The organism is Sphingomonas sp. GW821-FHT09E03 (assembly GCF_059416225.1).
Map to the genome: position 1 here is coordinate 166,114 of NZ_JBWKOS010000004.1, position 16,511 is coordinate 182,624.

At 66.4% G+C, this 16,511-nt stretch carries 12 protein-coding genes and 1 pseudogene; 9 read left to right on the forward strand and 4 right to left on the reverse strand.

Features of this window, described 5'->3' with window-relative positions:
- The first annotated feature begins 1 nt into the window (after position 1).
- The 3 genes from ntrX (at position 2) to hflX (ending at position 3,307) form a co-directional block, all read left to right on the forward strand.
- Positions 2 to 1,378, forward strand: coding sequence for a nitrogen assimilation response regulator NtrX (ntrX, locus tag AC07M8_RS11135; protein WP_495174412.1), 1,377 nt, complete (start codon positions 2 to 4; stop codon positions 1,376 to 1,378).
- A gap of 100 nt (positions 1,379 to 1,478) precedes the next feature.
- A complete protein-coding gene (hfq, locus tag AC07M8_RS11140; protein WP_495174698.1) occupies positions 1,479 to 2,024 on the forward strand; it encodes an RNA chaperone Hfq in 546 nt (181 codons plus the stop codon).
- Entirely contained in the window at positions 2,021 to 3,307 is a 1,287-nt protein-coding gene (gene hflX, locus AC07M8_RS11145; RefSeq protein WP_495174413.1) for a GTPase HflX, read from the forward strand. Before hfq ends, hflX begins: the two co-directional genes overlap by 4 nt.
- Positions 3,308 to 3,503: 196 nt before the next feature.
- Here hflX and AC07M8_RS11150 read toward each other — a convergent pair whose 3' ends face one another.
- A complete protein-coding gene (locus AC07M8_RS11150) occupies positions 3,504 to 4,121 on the reverse strand; it encodes an arylesterase (RefSeq protein ID WP_495174414.1) in 618 nt (205 codons plus the stop codon).
- Positions 4,122 to 4,230: 109 nt separating this feature from the next.
- Between AC07M8_RS11150 and uvsE the strand changes: the two genes are divergently transcribed.
- Positions 4,231 to 5,394: a UV DNA damage repair endonuclease UvsE gene (uvsE, locus tag AC07M8_RS11155; RefSeq protein WP_495174415.1), complete on the forward strand. Its 1,164-nt coding sequence runs from the start codon at positions 4,231 to 4,233 to the stop codon at positions 5,392 to 5,394.
- 227 nt (positions 5,395 to 5,621) lie between these two features.
- Here uvsE and acs read toward each other — a convergent pair whose 3' ends face one another.
- From acs to AC07M8_RS11170, 3 genes are all read right to left on the reverse strand, one after another.
- The gene (gene acs, locus AC07M8_RS11160) at positions 5,622 to 7,568 is read right to left on the reverse strand and encodes an acetate--CoA ligase (RefSeq protein WP_495174416.1); all 1,947 of its coding nucleotides are present in this window, start codon (positions 7,566 to 7,568) and stop codon (positions 5,622 to 5,624) included.
- Positions 7,569 to 7,682: 114 nt separating this feature from the next.
- Positions 7,683 to 9,455, reverse strand: coding sequence for a cation:proton antiporter domain-containing protein (locus AC07M8_RS11165; protein ID WP_495174417.1), 1,773 nt, complete (start codon positions 9,453 to 9,455; stop codon positions 7,683 to 7,685).
- A 107-nt stretch (positions 9,456 to 9,562) separates the two neighbouring features.
- A complete protein-coding gene (locus tag AC07M8_RS11170; protein WP_267393106.1) occupies positions 9,563 to 10,783 on the reverse strand; it encodes an NADP-dependent isocitrate dehydrogenase in 1,221 nt (406 codons plus the stop codon).
- A gap of 330 nt (positions 10,784 to 11,113) precedes the next feature.
- On the opposite strand from AC07M8_RS11170, the gene AC07M8_RS11175 reads away from it, so the two are divergent.
- The 5 genes and pseudogenes from AC07M8_RS11175 to pyrH all read left to right on the forward strand — a co-directional run.
- Positions 11,114 to 11,836, forward strand: a complete 723-nt coding sequence (locus tag AC07M8_RS11175) for a phosphatidylserine decarboxylase (protein WP_495174418.1) — start codon at positions 11,114 to 11,116, stop codon at positions 11,834 to 11,836.
- Positions 11,833 to 12,660, forward strand: a complete 828-nt coding sequence (locus AC07M8_RS11180; RefSeq protein ID WP_495174419.1) for a CDP-alcohol phosphatidyltransferase family protein — start codon at positions 11,833 to 11,835, stop codon at positions 12,658 to 12,660. The genes AC07M8_RS11175 and AC07M8_RS11180 overlap by 4 nt, the downstream gene beginning before the upstream one ends.
- A 536-nt stretch (positions 12,661 to 13,196) precedes the next feature.
- Positions 13,197 to 14,036 (forward strand): 30S ribosomal protein S2, encoded by an 840-nt coding sequence (gene rpsB, locus AC07M8_RS11185; protein WP_495174420.1) that lies wholly within the window; start codon positions 13,197 to 13,199, stop codon positions 14,034 to 14,036.
- Positions 14,037 to 14,198: 162 nt separating this feature from the next.
- Positions 14,199 to 15,140 (forward strand): translation elongation factor Ts, encoded by a 942-nt coding sequence (gene tsf / locus AC07M8_RS11190; protein WP_495174421.1) that lies wholly within the window; start codon positions 14,199 to 14,201, stop codon positions 15,138 to 15,140.
- A 475-nt stretch (positions 15,141 to 15,615) separates the two neighbouring features.
- Positions 15,616 to 16,332: pseudogene (pyrH, locus tag AC07M8_RS11195) on the forward strand (UMP kinase); the annotation flags it as partial.
- Positions 16,333 to 16,511 lie beyond the last annotated feature (179 nt).

Consider the following 16,511-nt stretch of genomic DNA (forward strand, 5'->3'; position numbering starts at 1 on the left):
GATGGCGCTCGACATCCTCGTCGTCGACGACGAACAAGACATTCGCGAGCTGGTTGCCGGGGTCCTCGAGGACGAGGGCTATGAGAGCCGGTCCGCAGGTGACAGCGATGCCGCGCTCGAGGCGATCGCCACCCGCCGGCCGAGCCTCGTGCTGCTCGACGTGTGGCTGCAGGGCTCGCGGCTCGACGGGCTCGATCTGCTCGACGAGATCAAGCGTCGCGATCCCTCGCTGCCGGTGCTGGTCATCTCCGGCCATGGCAATCTCGACACCGCCGTCGCCGCGATCCGCCGCGGCGCCGCCGACTTCATCGAGAAGCCGTTCGAAGCCGAGCGGCTGCTGCTGCTCGTCGCCCGCGCCACCGAGACCGACCGGCTCCGCCAGGAGCTCGCCTCGCTGCGCGTCTCGGCGGGGCGCGAAAGCGACCTCACCGGCAGCTCCGCCGCGATCAACGGCGTCCGCGCCACCCTCAAGCGCGTCGCCGCCACCGGCAGCCGGGTGCTGATCATGGGCGCCGCCGGCGTCGGCAAGGAAGTCGCCGCGCGCCTGCTGCACGGCTGGAGCAACCGCAGCCAGGCGCCATTCGTGATCGTCAGCGCCGCGCGCATGACCCCCGAGCGGGTCGAGGAGGAACTGTTCGGGGTGGAGGAAGGGGGCGATCTCGTCCGTCCCGGGCTGCTCGAGCAGGCACATGGCGGCACGCTGTTTCTCGACGAGATCGCCGACATGCCGGTCGCCACCCAGGCGCGCATCCTGCGCGTCCTCACCGATCAGAGCTTCACCCGCATCGGCGGCACCCGTGTGGTCAAGGTCGACGTCCGCGTCGTCTCCGCCACCTCGCGCGACCTCACCCTCGAGATCGCCGAAGGCCGCTTCCGCGAAGACCTTTACTACCGGCTCAACGTCGTCCCGGTGCCGATCCCGCCGCTGTCCGATCGCCGCGAGGACATCCCGCCGCTGGTGGAGCATTTCATGGCGCATTACGCCAACGAGCGTCGGGTGCCGACCCCGGAGATCGCCGCCGATGCGATGGTCGCGCTGCAATCCTACGACTGGCCCGGCAACGTCCGCCAGCTCCGCAACGTCGTCGAGCGCACGATCATCCTCGCGCCGGGGGACCGGATCGGGCGGATCGATCTCGATCTGCTTCCAGCCGAGGTGCTCGGCGACCAGGGCGATCTCGGCGGTGCCGGCACCGGCACGATCATGGGCTCGCCGTTGCGCGAAGCGCGCGAGACGTTCGAGCGCGAGTATCTGCGCGTCCAGATCCGCCGCTTTTCCGGCAACATCAGCCGCACCGCGAGCTTCATCGGCATGGAGCGCTCGGCGCTGCACCGGAAGCTGAAATTACTCGGCATCACGGACATGCGAGAGGATTGATCCGGCCCGATTCGCGTCAGGCCGGCGCCGCCCGACCTTGCCGGACGGGTGACGACTCCATAGATTAACGATCCGCTGCCCGCGTGGGCGGCATCCGACGCTGGGAAACGGCGCATCAGCGGGCCCAAGGTCCCGCCAAGAACCGAAAGAAGACAGACAAATGGCCGACAAGCCCGGCTCGCTGCAGGACCTGTTCCTCAACGCCCTCCGCCGCTCCAAGACCCCCGTGACCATGTTCCTGGTCAAGGGCGTCAAACTCCAGGGCATTGTCACCTGGTTTGACAATTTCTCCGTGCTGCTGCGCCGCGACGGCCAATCGCAGCTGATCTACAAGCATGCCATTTCCACGATCATGCCCTCGGGCCCGATCGACGTCGCCAGCATCGTCGACGGCGTCAACGATGCCCAGCGCAAGCAGCCGCTGCTCCAGGAGATCTTCCTCAACGCGGTGCGCAAGTCCGAAGACCCGGTCACCATGTTCCTGATCAACGGCGTCATGCTGCAGGGCCAGATCGCCGGATTCGACCTGTTCTGCATGCTGCTCCAGCGCGAGGGCATGGCGCAGCTCGTCTACAAGCATGCGGTGTCGACGATCCAGCCGTCGCGCCCGCTCAACCTCGCCGACGAAGGTGAAGACGACGCGTGAGCACAGGCTTCAACCGCGACCGTGACGAATTCACCCGGGGAGGGCGCGCGCTGGTCGTGCTCCCCGACCAGGGTGATGCCCATCGCGATGCCGAGGCGCGGCTGGCAGAGACCGCCGGCCTCGCCGCGGCGATCGGGCTGGTGGTCGCCGACAAGCTAGCTTTCCGCGTCCGCGCGCCCAAGCCGGCGACGCTGATCGGCAGCGGCCAGGTGGAGCAACTCGCCACCCACGTTCGCCTGGAAGAGGCGGAGGTGGTGGTGTTCGACGCCAACCTCACTCCCGTCCAGCAGCGCAACCTCGAAACCGCGCTCGAGGCCAAGGTGATCGATCGCACCGGGCTGATCCTCGAGATCTTCGGCGAGCGCGCCGCGACCGCCGAGGGGCGGCTCCAGGTCGAGCTCGCCCATCTCGATTACCAGGCCGGCCGGCTGGTGCGCAGCTGGACCCATCTCGAGCGCCAGCGCGGTGGCTTCGGTTTCCTCGGCGGCCCGGGCGAAACCCAGATCGAAGCCGATCGCCGCCTGATCCGCGATCGCATGGCCCGCCTGCGCCGCGAGCTCGAACAGGTCAGCCGCACCCGCGGCCTCCATCGCGAGCGGCGCCAACGCGCGCCGTGGCCGGTGATCGCGCTGGTCGGCTACACCAACGCTGGCAAGTCGACGCTGTTCAACCGCCTCACCGGCGCGCATGTCATGGCGGAGAACCTGCTGTTCGCGACGCTCGATCCGACGCTGCGGCAGATCAGCCTGCCCGGCATCGACAAGGCGATCCTCTCCGACACCGTCGGCTTTGTCTCCGATCTGCCCACCCAGCTAGTCGCGGCGTTCAAGGCGACGCTCGAGGAGGTGGTCTCGGCCGATCTCCTGATCCACGTTCGCGACATCGCCCATCCCGACACCGAGGCGCAGCGCAGCGATGTCGAGGCGGTGCTCACCGAGATCGGCGTCTCGAGCACCACGCCGCGGTTCGAGGCGTGGAACAAGCTCGATCTGCTCGATGGCGAGCGCCACGAGGATGCCACCGTCGATGCCGGCCGACGCGACGATGTTGTCGCGATCTCGGCGCTGACCGGCGAGGGCGTCGATGCGCTGATCGAACAAGTCGCTGCCAAGCTTACAGCGGCGCATCGCCGCTACTGGATTACGCTCGATGCCGGCGATGGCGCCGGCGCGGCCTGGCTCCACGCCCATGGCGAGGTGCTCGGCCACAGCGACGACGGCCTCGAAAGCCAATATGAAGTGCGCCTCGCCGAGCGCGACTATGAACGCTTCCTCCAGCGGTAACCCGGCCGCTTGCGCTGCTAACCGCCTGTGATATCCTCGCCTTCTAACCTCGTCAGAAGGGTGAAGGAGAGGTGTCATGGACCGGATCGATGCGAGCCTGTGTCGCTGTAACGTCGGCATCCTGTGTTGCGCCAGCAGCGCCGCGATCGGTATTTGCGCGTTAAGCCTGCTGCTGCTGGGCTAGCCAGCGCGACGCTCAGCTGCCGACCAGTTCCTCGCGGCCGACTTGCTCTGCCAGCGCCGCCTCAACCCGCGGCAGGATGCGCGCCGCGACATGGGCGATACCCGCGGCATTGGGGTGGAAGCCATCCGCCAGCACAAAGCCCTGTCGTCCGGCGACGCCGTCAAGGAAGAATGGGTCCAACGCGACCGCGTGCCGGGCCGTGAGGGTCGGGTATATCGCGTTGAACCGCCGCGCACGGTCGCCGAGGATCGCCGGCGCCTGTATCCCGGCGAGCAGCACCGGGATCCGGCAGTCGTGCAGCATCGCGAGGATCGCATCGAGATGGTCGGCCGTGCGCGCGGGATCGACGCCGCGGATGAAGTCGTTGGCACCAAGCTCGACGATCGCGAGATTGGGCGTCCGTGGCAGCGCCGCGAGCACGCGCGGCAGGCGCGCCAGGCCGCCGCTCGTCGTGTCGCCTGATACCCCGGCATTGTGAACGGTCGCCCCGGCAAACTTCGCCTGCAATCTGCGCTCGAGCACGGCGGGAAAGGCATCGTCGCGGCGTAGGCCGTAGCCCGCGGTGAGGCTGTCGCCAAACGCCAGGATGAACGCGTTGGCGGGCGCAGGGGAATGGTCGTGCTGGATCATCTAGTGAATGCGATATGTGGATCCGCCGCGGCAATTCCAACCGCAGTCCGACGCGGCACGTGATCGTCTGCCGCAGGGACCCTCAGGCCGCCGGGGTCGTTACCCGTGGATGACCGCTTCCTCGCACCCGCTCCGCCTCGGCTTCCCCGTCAAGGTGATGGGCAAGCCCGGCTTCAAGAGCAACGACACGCGCCGCTGGCAAAGCGAGCCACACCTCAAGACCTCGTTGGAAGAGGTCGACAAGATCCTGGATTATCTGAAATCCGTCGATCTCGACATGTACCGGCTCTCATCCGATCTGGCCCCCTACGCGACCCATCCTGACCTGCCGCAATTTCACTCGATGGTCGCCGATAGCGACAGCGAGCTTGCCGCCTTCGGTGCCAAGGCGCGCGATTATGGCATCCGCCTGTCGTTCCACCCCTCGCAATATGTGCTGCTCAACAGCCCCAATCCCGAACTCACCGCACGCAGCATCTCGGATCTCGCCAGCCAGGCCGAGATGCTCGACCGGATGGGGCTCGATGCCGAGGCGGTGATGGTGACCCATGTCGGCGGGGTCTATGACGATCACGAGGCGAGCCGCGCGCGGTGGATCGAGGGCTGGAACAAATGCCCCGAGCATGTCCGGCGGCGGCTGGTGCTCGAGAATGACGACATCCGCTTCTCCGCCGCCGATGCCTTGTGGATCCATGAGCGCACGGGCGTGCGGCTGATCTTCGACTATCAGCACTTCTGGTGCCTCAACCCCGAGCGGCTCGACATGCGCGCGACGCTGGAGAAGTTCCTCGCCAGCTGGCCCGCCGGGGTCCGCCCCAAGATCCATTTTTCCTCGCCACGCACCGAGATGCGCGAGCTCAAGCAGAAGGTAACCGCGAAGGACCGCGAGAATGCCGCCGCCGGCAAGGCACCACGCAAGGGCACCGTCACCAAGGCGCCGGTCAAGGCCAATGCCCGGGTCAAGACCGTGCTCCGCCCGCCGATCTGGACCGGCCACGCCGATTTCACCAATCCATTCGAATTCGCCACGTTCATGCGGATGGCCGAGGGGCTGGAGTTTGACGTGATGATGGAAGGCAAGGCCAAGGACGTGAGCCTGCTCAAGCTCCGACCCGACCTCCTCCGCTTCGCCCCGGACGTGGCGGCGCGGTTCGGGATCGTGCCCGACGACGCCGAGGCGCTGGCGCGCGACGAGGCGTCATTGGAGCAGGGCGTCGGGGTGGACGAGGCGCCGGATGTCGATGAGGGCGCCGAGACGCTGGCGGCGGAGTAGGCGGGGACCGGACAGCAGGTAACCAGGGCATTTCCAAGATACACACCAGCGAAGGCTGGGGTCTCTCGCGGCTCTCGTCCTGCTCTCTGCCATGAGACACCCGCTTCCGCTGGGGTGACGCGCTTTGTGCACGAAGGACTGCTCGTTTGCGCTCAGCGCCGGGCTCGATTCCAAACCGCAATGTCAGCCACCGTGCTCCTGCCTCTGCAGCAACACGGCAGTCGAACTCACGCCACCCGGTTCGCCACCAGATCATCCACCACCGCCGGATCGGCGAGCGTTGACGTATCTCCCAGGCTGCTCACATCGCCCTCGGCGATCTTGCGCAGGATCCGTCGCATGATCTTGCCCGATCGCGTCTTGGGTAGCGCGGGCGCGAACTGCAGCTTGTCGGGCGCGGCGATCGGTCCGATCTCGTGGCGCACCCATTGCACCAACGCCGCGCGCAATTCATCGCTCGGCGCCTGATCGGCGTTGAGCGTTACATAGGCATAGATGCCCTGGCCCTTAACATCATGCGGCATGCCCACCACCGCGGCCTCAGCGACCGCTTCGTGGAGCACCAGCGCGCTCTCGACCTCGGCCGTGCCCATCCGGTGGCCGGAGACGTTGATCACGTCGTCGACCCGCCCGGTAATCCAATAATAGCCATCCTCGTCGCGCCGGCAGCCGTCGCCGGTGAAATACTTGCCGGGATAGGTGGTGAAATAAGCCTGGAAGAAACGGTCCTGGTCGCCCCACACGCCGCGCATCTGCCCCGGCCAGCTCTGCGTGATGCACAGATTGCCCTGCGCGACGCCGACCAGCGGCGATCCCTTGTCGTCGACGAGCTGCGGCGCCACCCCGGGGAGCGGCTTGGCGGCCGATCCCGGCTTCATCGCCACCGCGCCGGGCAGGGGGGCGATCATGATCCCGCCGGTTTCGGTCTGCCACCAGGCATCGACGATAGGCGCGCGTCCCTCGCCGACGACGTCGTGGAACCAGCGCCACGCCTCGGGATTGATCGGCTCGCCAACCGACCCCAACAGCTTCAGCGAGCTACGGCTGGTGCGGGTCACGAAGCCGTCGCCGTCCTTCATCAGCGCACGCAGCACGGTGGGCGCGGTGAACAGCGTGTGGACGTTGTGGCGATCGACGACCTGCCAGATCCGGCTCGCATCCGGCCAGTTCGGCAGCCCCTCGTACATCAGCGTCGTCGCGCCATTGGCGAGCGGGCCGTAGAGAATGTAGGTATGCCCGGTGACCCAGCCGATATCGGCGGCGCACCAGAACACCGTCCCAGGCTTATAGTCGAACGCGATTCTGTGGGTGAAGCTCGCCCACAGCAGATAGCCGCCGGTCGTGTGGAGCACGCCTTTGGGCTTGCCGGTCGACCCCGAGGTGTAGAGGATGAACAACGGATCCTCGGCGTTCATCGGCTCGGCCGGGCAATCGGCTTCGGCGTCGAGCGCGAGCTGGTGGTACCAGACGTCGCGGGGGCCCATCGCGATCTCGGCGCCGGTTGCCTTGACGACGATCACCCGCTCCAGCGTCGGCGCGCGCGCGGCGGCTTCGTCGACACAGGCCTTGAGCTTGATGCGCTTGCCGCCGCGGCGGCCTTCGTCGGCGGTGATCACCAGCTTCGAGCCGCAATCCTCGATCCGTCCGGCGAGCGCATCGGCGGAGAAGCCGCCGAACACCACCGAATGGATCGCGCCGATCCGCGCGCAGGCGAGCACCGCATAGGCGGTCTCGAGGATCATCGGCATGTAGAGGGTGACGCGATCGCCCTTGGCGACGCCCTGGCCGCGCAGCACGCTGGCGAAGCGGCACACTTCGGCGTGCAACTCGCGATAGGTCACCCGCTTGGGGTCCTCGCCGGGCTCGTCGGGCTCGTCGGGCTCCCAGATGATCGCGATCGCGTCGCCATGCTTGTCGAGATGCCGGTCGACGCAATTGGCCGCAGCGTTGAGCACGCCATCGGCGAACCAGTTGATATGGAAATCGTCCTTGGCGAACGACCAGTCGCCCGCGATCGTCGGCTGCGTGATCCAGTCGAGCCGCTTGCTGGCTTGGTCGAGCCAGAAGCCGCCGGGATTGCTGGCAGCGGCCTCGTAGAGTTCTTCGTATTTCTGCTTGTCGAGGCTGGCGTTGGTCCAGTCGCCGGAAACGGGGTAGAGTTCTGGATCGGTCATGCTGGATCCCGGGAAGGGTGGCAGAGAGAGGCGGGGGCTCGCCTTGGGGTGTAACGCTAGGCGGATGGATCCGGGTTCGCTAGTGGCGACCGCCTCGTCGCTCGCGCCGAACGATCAGCCGAGATCGCGCAGCCGGCGGACCCGGCGGATCCGTGGTTCACGCTCAAGCTTCGCCTCGGCGCGGATCGACTGGCGCAGCTCGTCGCGTTTTTCATGGATCGAGGCGATCACCGGACCCATTGCGACGCCGAGATCCACCAGCACCGCCTCGGACAGCTGCAGCGAGCTTTCCAGTGTCTCGGGCACCGCATCGGTCACCCCGGCGCGATAGAGTTCGGCGGCATGGCCCGGATCGCGGGCGCGGGCGATGATCGGCAGCTCGGGGGCGAGCGCGCGCACCGCCCGGGCGAGGCGCACCGTCAGCACCGGGTCGTCCATGGTCAGGATCAGCGCGCGGGCGTTGGGCAGGTCGAGCCGCGTCACCAGCTCGCCGCGCGCGATGTCGCCGAACAGCACCGGATAGCCCTGGCGCTTTGCCTCCATCACCGTGTCGATATCCGCCTCGACGGCGATATACGGCTGCTTATGCACCGCCAGCAGGTCCGCGACCATCCGGCCGACGCGGCCGAAGCCGATCACCACCGCGCCATGGCCGGCGTCGGGCACCGGCGCCGTGGTGTCGCCCTCGCTCGCTGCCTCAATCCGCCGCGACACCAATTGCCCGGCCTTCGCGAGCAATGGCGTGATCGTCAGGCCTATGGCGGTCACCGTCTGCCAGAACGAGGCGGTGGAAGGCAGGATCAGCTGCGCCTGCGCGGCGGTGGCGAGCACGATCAGCGTGGTCTCGGACGGGCTGCCCATCAGCAGGCCGGTTTCCGCCGCGGGACCGCGCCGGGTCTGCGCCACCCGCAGCAGCAGATAGGTCACCACTGCCTTGACCAGCACCACGCCCGACACGGCGAGGAGAAGGTCGCGCCAATTGGCGAAGATCAGCCGCAGGTCGAGGCTCATCCCCACCGTGATCAGGAACACGCCGAGCGCCAGACCCTTGAACGGCGCGGTCATCACCTCGACCTCGCTGTGGTAATCGGTCTCGGCGATCAGCAGCCCGGCGAGCAGCGCGCCGACGATCGGCGACAGGCCGGCCGCGGTGGTGGCGACGCTGGCGACGATCACCACCAGCAGCGACGCGGCAAGGAACAGTTCGGGGCTCTTGGTCCGCGCCGCCTGCGCGAACAATCGCGGCAGCACGATCCGCCCGCCGACATACATGGCGATCACCGTGAGGATGCCGCGCAGCGCCACGCCCGCGATCCCGCTCCATCCCGCCGCCGCGGTCGGTGCCATCGCGCCAAGCGCGAAGATAATCGGCACCAGGGCGAGATCCTCGAACAATAGCATCGAAAAAGCGCCGCGGCCGACCGGGCTGGTCGTTCCCACCAGCGGCAGCACCAGCGCTGTGGATGACAGCGACAGCGCGAGGCCGAGCCCGGCCGCGCCTGCCCAGGGCTGGCCGAGCAGGTGCAGCGCGATCGTGATCAGCGCCGCCGAGCCGAGCAGCTCGGCGGGCCCGGTGCCGAACACCTGCCCCCTGAGCGACCACAGGCGCTTGAACGAGAGCTCGAGTCCGATCGAGAACAGCAGCAGCACGATGCCGAATTCGGCGAACGGCTCGATCGCATGAGGGTCGGAGATGGTGACGTAATAGAGCCACGGCGCATAACCGGTCAGCGCGCCAAGTCCCGCCGGCCCGACCAGTATGCCAACCAGGATGAAGCCGATTACTGGGCTCACCCGGAACCGCGCGAATGCCGGTATTACCAGCCCCGCCGCACCCAGGATCACCAGCGTGTCGCTGAAGCCCGCATTGTCCAATCCCATCGCCATCGGCGCACTTAAGCGGATCGGCGCGGCTTTGTCAGGCGACCGGCGCAACAAAAAGCCCGGCACCTCGCGTGAGATGCCGGGCTTGGTGTCCGTTCAGGCCGGAGCGCTTACGCCCAATTGGCCATCTTGGCTTCGAGGTTGGCGCGAACCTGTTCGAAGAACTGCTCGGTGGTCATCCACGGCTGGTCCGGCCCGATCAGGATCGCGAGATCCTTGGTCATGTGGCCGTTCTCGACGGTCTCGATGCAGACCCGCTCCAGCGTCTCGGCGAACTTGGTGACCTCGGGTGTGTCGTCGAACTTGCCGCGATACTTGAGGCCCCCGGTCCAGGCGAAGATCGAGGCGATCGGGTTGGTCGAGGTCGCCTTGCCCTGCTGATGCTGGCGATAGTGACGCGTAACCGTGCCGTGCGCCGCCTCGGCCTCGACGGTCTTGCCGTCCGGGGTGAGCAGCACCGAGGTCATCAGCCCGAGCGAGCCGAACCCTTGCGCGACCTGGTCCGACTGGACGTCGCCGTCATAGTTCTTGCACGCCCACACGAACTCGCCGTTCCACTTCAGCGCCGACGCGACCATGTCGTCGATCAGGCGGTGCTCGTAGACAATGCCCGCTTCCTTGAACTTGTCCTTGAACTCGGCCTCGAACACCTCCTGGAACAGGTCCTTGAAGCGGCCGTCATAGGCCTTGAGGATGGTATTCTTGGTGGACAGGTACACCGGCCACTTGAGGTTGAGGCCATAATGCATCGAGGCGCGGGCGAAATCGCGGATCGAATCGTCGAGGTTGTACATCGCCATGGCGACGCCGGCGGTCGGGAACTGGAACACCTCGCGGTCGATCACTTGGCCGTCGTCACCCTCGAACACCAGGCGCAGCTTGCCGGCGCCGGGGACGAGGAAGTCGGTGGCGCGATACTGATCGCCGAACGCGTGGCGGCCGACCACGATCGGGTGGGTCCAGCCCGGGATCAGGCGGGGCACGTTCTTGATTACGATCGGCTCGCGGAAGATGGTCCCGCCGAGGATGTTGCGGATCGTGCCGTTGGGGCTCTTCCACATCTTGTGGAGCTTGAACTCCTCGACGCGCGCCTCGTCGGGCGTGATCGTGGCGCACTTCACCGCGACGCCATGCTTCTGGGTCGCCTTGGCGGCATCCACCGTCACCTGATCCTCTGTCGCGTCGCGATTTTCGACGCTGAGGTCGTAATAATCGAGCTCGACGTCGAGATAGGGCTTGATCAGGCGCTCGCGGATCCATTCCCAGATGATCCGCGTCATCTCGTCGCCATCGATCTCCACGATGGGGTTTTTCACCTGAATCTTGGCCATGTCATCTTCCTGTCAGACGGGGATTTGGGCCTGCGTCTAGGCACAAGCGGGCAGGGGATCAACCATCGCCGACCCACCCGCCGCGACGGAACCGCCGCGGCTTCTTTCTTCGTCATGCTGAACTCGTTTCAGCATCCATGACCCAAGCAGCGCCACCGGCCTGCGGGCAGTTCAGGGCATGGATCCTGAAACAAGTTCTGGATGATGGAGAGGGGGAGTGGGGCGGGATGTATCCAGGCTAGCCGTCCTGCCGCCGGCACAGGTCACCGCGGGCACCTGCGGTCGCTACCGGCGTTGTGTTGCACGAACAGCACGGTTACACCCCTGGTCATGTCATCGTTGGAAAAGCCCCCCGTCACCACGACCACGGTCAAGTGGCGCTTCCCCTCCGTCCATCCCGAAGGGCACAAATATGCGGCGATCGCGCTCGGCATCACCCTGATCGCCACCGTGATCACCAAGGTGCTGTTCTGGCCGCTGCTCGCGGTGGTGATCTGGGTGCTCACTTTCTTCCGCGACCCGATCCGCACCACGCCGACTGGCGATGGCCTGATCATCGCCCCGGCCGACGGCCTGGTGACGATGATCCAGCGGGTGCCGGTGCCGCGCGAACTGGTGGCTGAACTCGGCGAGGCGCCGCTCACCCGCGTCTCGATCTTCATGTCGGTGTTCGACGTTCACATCAACCGCACCCCGATCGCCGGCACCATCCGCCAGGTCGTCTACATCTCGGGCAAGTTCCTCAACGCCGATCTCGACAAGGCGAGCGACGAGAATGAACGCCAGCATATCGTCGTCGAGAGCCGCGACGGGCGGCGGATCGGCTTCACCCAGATTGCCGGGCTGGTCGCCCGCCGCATCGTGCCGTTCGTCAAGCCGGGCGACATGGTCGCGACCGGCCAGCGCATCGGACTGATCCGCTTCGGCAGCCGCGTCGACGTGTTCCTGCCCGACGACATCACCCCCCAGGTCACCCTCGGCCAGCGCTCGATCGCCGGCGAGACGGTGATCGGCCGCGTCGGCGGGCAGCCGGTGATCGGCGTGTCGCAATGATCCCACCGATCGTCCGCCCGGCGCGTCGGCTGAGGCGGGTGCCGCAAGGCCTGCCGCTGCGCGCGGTGGCGCCCAATGCGGTCACGGCGCTGGCGCTCTGTTCCGGGCTAAGCGGCGTCCGCTTCGCGATCGCCGGCGAGTGGCAGAGCGCGGTGGCGATGATCATGATCGCCGGCGTGCTCGACGGCATCGACGGTCGCATCGCCCGCCTGCTCCATGGCGAGAGCCGGTTCGGCGCCGAGCTCGATTCGCTGTCCGACGCCATCTCGTTCGGCGTTGCACCGGCGCTGATCATGTATCTGTGGTCGCTCGCGGCGCTGCCGCGGATCGGCTGGATGTGCAGCCTGCTGCTCGCGGTATTCTGCGCGCTGCGCCTCGCCCGCTTCAACGCGCGGATCGACACCACCGATCAGCCGCACAAGTCGGCCGGCTTCAACACCGGCGTGCCGGCGCCGGCGGGGGCGGGCCTTGCCTTGTTGCCGATGATCCTGTGGTTCTGGACGGACCAACCGCTGTTCGCTTCACCCTATCTGGTCGCACCCTGGGTAGCCGGGGTGGCGCTGCTGATGGTGTCGAGCGTTGCGACCTTCTCGTGGAGTTCGCTGCGCCTGCGCCGCACGATCCGCTTCGAGGCTATCGCCGGCGTGGTGTTGCTGGGGGCGGCGCTGGTGTCGGCGCCTTGGCAGACGCTCAGCGCGGTCTGCCTCGCCTATCTGCTCACGCTGCCATTCAGCATCGCGAGCTACGGTCGGGTCAAGCGGCGCGCAACTGCCGAGCGACTGCGGGAACCGATGCCGGAACGGGAGCCGACGCCCAGCGCCTGACCGCGATGCGGCGTTCGGCGGTGGCGAGCGTCGCCAGCGGTGTAAACGATGGTTCGACATGGCCCATGGCAAGGCGTGCCACGCGACGCCATTGTGGCCCCACCGTCACCGCCATCACGCCTGTGGCAGCCGTGAAGGCGCCGGAGAAAACCAGAATGCTCAGCATCGGAACCATGATCGCATCTCCTGGGCGTTAACCATGACGCCCCTGTAGATAACTGGGAAACCCGTTTTTTGTCAGAGAGTTCCAGCCGGATCGGGAAAACTGTCACCGTTGGGCAAAGTTTCTCGTTAACTTGGACTAATTTCCAGCCTTCGCTCCCTGTCTGGACGCCTTATGTTCCGCTTGTGTTCCTCTGTCAAGCAGGATGGAACTCGTTTCGGCGAGCTTAGCTGCAGCATGGTTGATTTTGAGCGTCGGTCCGGCTAATGGGCGCGCCTCAACCCCGCATGGGAAGCATCATAGCCCGGTGCGTGGCGTCGCAAGACGCTCCGTCATCCGCTTCCCAGAGGCATTAACCGGAAGGAATTATCCTATGGCGGCACCCGTCGTCACCATGCAGCAGCTCATCGAGACTGGTGCGCACTTCGGCCACCAGACCCACCGCTGGAACCCGAAGATGAAGCCTTACATCTTCGGCGATCGCAACGGCGTCCACATCCTGGATCTGTCGCAGACCGTGCCGCTCTTCGCCCGCGCGCTCGAGTTCGTCTCGTCGGCCGTCGCTGGCGGTGGCAAGGTGCTGTTCGTCGGCACCAAGCGCCAGGCGCAGGAAGCCGTGGCCGATGCCGCGCGCCGCTCGGGCCAGCATTTCGTCAACCATCGCTGGCTGGGCGGCATGCTCACCAATTGGAAGACCATCTCCAACTCGATCAAGCGCCTCAAGACGCTCGAGGAGCAGCTGTCGGGCGACACCGTCGGCCTGACCAAGAAGGAAGTCCTTCAGCTCACCCGCGAGAAGGACAAGCTCGAGATGTCCTTGGGTGGCATCCGCGACATGGGCGGCATCCCGGACGTGATGTTCGTGATCGACGCCAACAAGGAAGAGCTGGCGATCAAGGAAGCCAACACCCTCGGTATCCCGGTCGTCGCGATCCTCGATTCGAACGTGTCGCCGGACGGCATCGCCTTCCCGGTGCCGGCTAACGACGACGCCAGCCGCGCCATCCGCCTGTATTGCGAGGCGATCGCGATCGCCGCGACCCGTGGCGGCCAGGAGCAGCAGTCGCGTCGCGGCATCGACCTCGGCGCGCAGGACGTCGCTCCCACCGAGGAAGCGCTGACCGTCGAGACTCCGGCTGCCCAGCCCGACGACGTCGCCGCCACCCCGACCGAGGGTGCTGCAACCGAGGCAGAGCGCCAGATCGACGCGTAACGACGCCTAACTTCGACACGCCTTTTCACCGTTCGTGCTGAGCTTGTCGAAGCACTGTCTTTTTCCTGACGCAGGAAGAGGGCAGCCCTTCGACAGGCTCGGGGCGAACGGTTTGTTTTGACAGGTTTCGAGCCTTGCGGGCTCAATAGAAGGATCACGAACATGGCCGATATCACGGCAGCAATGGTCAAGGATCTGCGCGAGAAGAGCGGCGCAGGCATGATGGATTGCAAGAAGGCGCTCAACGAGACCGCCGGCGACATGGACGCCGCGCTCGATTGGCTGCGCACCAAGGGTCTCGCCGCCGCGCAGAAGAAGTCTAGCCGCACCGCGGCCGAGGGCCTGGTCGGTGTCGCGACGTCGGGCACCAAGGGCGCCGCGGTCGAGGTCAATTCCGAGACCGATTTCGTCGCCAAGAACGATCAGTTCCAGGCGTTCGTTCGCGAAGTGACCCAGATCGCGCTCGCCACCGGCGACGATATTGAGGCGCTCAAGGCTGAGGCGATGCCGTCGGGCACCACCGTCGCCGAGGTACTGACCAACAACATCGCCACCATCGGCGAGAACCAGTCGCTGCGTCGCGCCAAGCGCCTCGAAGTGACCAAGGGCGCGGTCGTGTCCTACGTCCACAACCAGGCGTCGGCCGGTCTTGGCAAGATCGGCGTGCTCGTCGCGCTCGAATCGGACGCGGCTGACGATGTCCTCCAGGGGCTCGGCAAGCAGCTCGCGATGCACATTGCCGCCGCCTTCCCGAAAGCGCTTAACGAGGAAGATCTCGACGAGGGCGAGATCGAGCGCGAGCGCGCGATCGCAGCCGAGAAGGCAGGCGAGTCGGGCAAGCCCGCCGATATCATCGCCAAGATGGTCGAAGGCTCGATCGCCAAGTTCCGCAAGGAGCATGCGCTGGTCAGCCAGCTGTTCGTGATGGACGGCAAGACCAAGATCAGCGACGTCGTTGCCAAGGCGGGCAAGGATGCGGGCACCACCATCGTGCTCAAGGACTATGTCCGCTTCCAGCTCGGCGAGGGCATCGAGAAGGAAACGTCGGACTTCGCCGCCGAAGTCGCCGCCGCCTCGGGCGTGCCGCAGCAGCCGCAGGGCTGAGGCTGTCGGGGAAGGGCGCTCGCTCTTCCCCGACGCTCCAGGTGCCGGTCACGATGCAGAGGGAGCCGGCGCAATCCGGCTCCCTTTTTCCTGTGCGTCACCCCAGCTTCACGAGCGCGCCCCAGCTTTCACGTTTCGTCATCCCGTTTTCCCACGGGTCATTCCAGCGAAAGCTGGGATCTCTTTGAGGCCAGGTGGAAGAGCTGCCAGAGGCCCCGACGGTCGCTGGAGTGAGATAGATCCGCGGCGCCAATCCGTGCCCCGAAAACGCTCGGTCGCCAGGTCGTCTCACGGAAACAGCGTTCCGCCGCCCGACGTCCGGCGGTCGGCAGTGCATGGCGGGCCATCGTCATGGCCTACCGTGCAGAACCCAACAATTTTCCATGCACCGCCCACCGAACAAGTCCGCCCGAACTTGCCCCCCCGGCGCCCCACGCCTAAGGTCCGCGCCACTTTCCCTTACCGTTAGGATCCCATGACGCCCCCGCGCTTCAAACGAATTCTGCTGAAACTCTCGGGCGAAGTGCTGATGGGCGAGGGCGGTCTCGCCATCGATCCCGTCGTCACCGCGCGCGTCGCCGGCGAGATCGCTGACGCCCGCGCCAAGGGTTATGAGCTGTGCATCGTCGTTGGTGGCGGCAACATTTTCCGGGGCCTGTCCGCCGCGGCCAAGGGTATCGAGCGCGCCACCGCCGATTACATGGGCATGCTGGCGACGGTGATGAACGCGCTCGCGGTGCAGAATGCGCTCGAGCAGATCGGCATCGATACCCGCGTCCAGTCGGCGATCCCGATGCAGTCGGTGTGCGAGCCGTTCATCCGTCGCCGTGCCGAGCGCCACCTCGAGAAGGGCCGCGTGGTGATCTTCGCCGCCGGCGTCGGCAGCCCGTTCTTCACCACCGATTCGGGCGCGGCGCTGCGCGCGGCCGAGATGAAGTGCGACGCGCTGTTCAAGGGTACCTCGGTGGACGGTGTCTATGATGCCGATCCCAAGAAGGTCGCCACCGCGCGCCGCTACGAGACGGTGAGCTACAGCCGCGTCCTCTCCGACAATCTCAAGGTGATGGACGCGAGCGCGATCGCGCTGTGCCGCGACAACAACATCCCGATCGTCGTGTTCAACATCCGCGAGCACGGCAATCTAGCCGCGGTACTCGCCGGCGACGGCGTGTCGACCGTGGTCCAGGCCGAGGAGGCGCCGGTGGCGCAGAATCGTCGCATCACCGATGGCGACCTGCCCGCCGACGTTCATGTCGACGCCAATGGCGAGCATACCACGGCGCAGCAGGAAGAGATCATTCGCGCGACCGAGCAGATCCTTGGTATGGCGCCCGGAGCGCTGAGCGCGCAACTGGCCGCATCGCGCGCCAA

What these genes read in the sequence shown, in the direction of transcription:
- ntrX (WP_495174412.1), top strand. Translation starts at nt 2, where the DNA reads ATGGCGCTCGACATCCTCGTCGTCGACGACGAACAAGACATTCGCGAG.
- tsf (WP_495174421.1), top strand. Translation starts at nt 14,199, where the DNA reads ATGGCCGATATCACGGCAGCAATGGTCAAGGATCTGCGCGAGAAGAGC.
- AC07M8_RS11150 (WP_495174414.1), bottom strand. Translation starts at nt 4,121, where the DNA reads ATGATCCAGCACGACCATTCCCCTGCGCCCGCCAACGCGTTCATCCTG.
- rpsB (WP_495174420.1), top strand. Translation starts at nt 13,197, where the DNA reads ATGGCGGCACCCGTCGTCACCATGCAGCAGCTCATCGAGACTGGTGCG.
- acs (WP_495174416.1), bottom strand. Translation starts at nt 7,568, where the DNA reads ATGACCGATCCAGAACTCTACCCCGTTTCCGGCGACTGGACCAACGCC.
- AC07M8_RS11180 (WP_495174419.1), top strand. Translation starts at nt 11,833, where the DNA reads ATGATCCCACCGATCGTCCGCCCGGCGCGTCGGCTGAGGCGGGTGCCG.
- AC07M8_RS11170 (WP_267393106.1), bottom strand. Translation starts at nt 10,783, where the DNA reads ATGGCCAAGATTCAGGTGAAAAACCCCATCGTGGAGATCGATGGCGAC.
- AC07M8_RS11165 (WP_495174417.1), bottom strand. Translation starts at nt 9,455, where the DNA reads ATGGCGATGGGATTGGACAATGCGGGCTTCAGCGACACGCTGGTGATC.
- uvsE (WP_495174415.1), top strand. Translation starts at nt 4,231, where the DNA reads ATGACCGCTTCCTCGCACCCGCTCCGCCTCGGCTTCCCCGTCAAGGTG.
- AC07M8_RS11175 (WP_495174418.1), top strand. Translation starts at nt 11,114, where the DNA reads ATGTCATCGTTGGAAAAGCCCCCCGTCACCACGACCACGGTCAAGTGG.